Genomic DNA, 1,423 nt, shown 5'->3' with positions numbered 1-1,423 from the left:
TGACCTGACCCTATGAGGGCGGGGGCTCCCCCTCCCGGCTCGTTCAGGGAACAATCGTTCTGGGGGAGCCGAGTCGGGGTCTGGAGGCCCGCGATGTCGGCTTACGTAGGGATCGATGTGCACCGGCGCCGGTCGCAGATCGCCGTCATGGACGAGCGCGGCCGGACGGCGGTGAACCGGAACGTGCCCAACGGGCGCGAGTCGCTGCTGGGCGTGTTCGGCGACTTGCCGGTGGGCACGCCGGTGGCGTTCGAGGCCGCCTTCGGCTGGGGCTGGCTGCTTGAGCTGCTTCAGGACCACGGCTTCGAGCCGCATATGGCGCACCCGTTGCAGTGCAAGGCGATCGCGTCCGCCCGGCTGAAGAACGACAAGGTCGACGCCGCGACCCTGGCCCACCTGCTGCGCGCGGATCTGCTGCCGGAAGCCTGGATCGCCCCGCCGGAGATCCGTCAACAGCGGGCGGTGCTGCGGCATCGTGCCCAGCTGGTGCGGTTGCGCACGCTGCTGCGCAACCGGATCCATGCGGTACTTGCCGATCACGGCTGCGACAAGGCCGGTGACACCCGCAACCGCTGGAGTTCCCCGGGCCGCCAGTGGCTTCACGAGCTGCCTCTGCCGACGGCATCGCGGACGGTGATCGCCGACCTGCTGGAGACGATGGACGCGCTGCAACAGGTCATCGACCGGCTCGACGCCTACGTGGCCGAGCAGGCCAAGGCGGACCCGCGGGTCAAGGCGCTCACCGCGCTGCCCGGCATCGGACGTCTGACGGCTCTGCTCGTTCTCGCGGAGGTCGGGGACGTGAACCGGTTCGGCTCGGCCCGCAAGCTGGTCTCGTGGGCCGGGCTCACTCCGACGGTGCGCGGCTCGGACCGCACCGTGCGCTATGGGCATATCTCCAAGCAGGGGGACCCGTGGCTGCGCTGGATCATGTGCGAGGCGGCCCACACCGCCAAGCGAAGCCCGGACTACATCGACGCCTATGCGCGCATCGCGCACCGTCGCGGCAAGAAGGTCGCCACGATCGCGATCGCCCGCAAGCTCCTGGCCCGCGCCTGGCACGTGCTGCGCGAGGCCGAGGAGACCGCCCGCGCCGAGGAGGCGTGCCCCACAGCATGACCGGCCAACATCCCCTGCGGGGAAGGACGCAAGCCCCGGGTGAGCTCGCAAAACCGCATGAGACGGCTCTGCCGCACTCGTTGACCTGAATGAGCAGCCCGGCCCCGGACCAAGGTCATGGCACCGACCCGCCGGCCGGTGCCGAATGGGTGCGTGTGAGTCCCTCTCCGCCCGACCGCATCCCGGGGAACCACACCCGACGCTCCGTCCCTCACAAGACCACCCCCACCCCCGATGCGCTGCACACCGACCACCGGGGCCGGACTTCTGTACGCCTTGACAGCCCCCGCCCTCATGGGTGCGG

The 1,423-nt window shown here is 70.3% G+C and carries 1 protein-coding gene; it reads left to right on the top strand.

The genetic code is table 11. The annotated features are described in order from the left end of the window. Positions 1-93 precede the first annotated feature (93 nt). Positions 94-1,119, top strand: a complete 1,026-nt coding sequence (locus tag F7R91_RS41725) for an IS110 family RNA-guided transposase (protein ID WP_191971898.1) — start codon at positions 94-96, stop codon at positions 1,117-1,119. Positions 1,120-1,423: the final 304 nt, after the last annotated feature.

The sequence above is a fragment of the Streptomyces luteolifulvus genome, assembly GCF_008806595.1.
In the GTDB taxonomy this organism is placed as follows: Bacteria; Actinomycetota; Actinomycetes; order Streptomycetales; family Streptomycetaceae; genus Streptomyces; species Streptomyces luteolifulvus.
The sequence above is the reverse complement of the archived record's forward strand: the minus strand, read 5'-3'. Positions and strand labels throughout refer to the sequence as shown.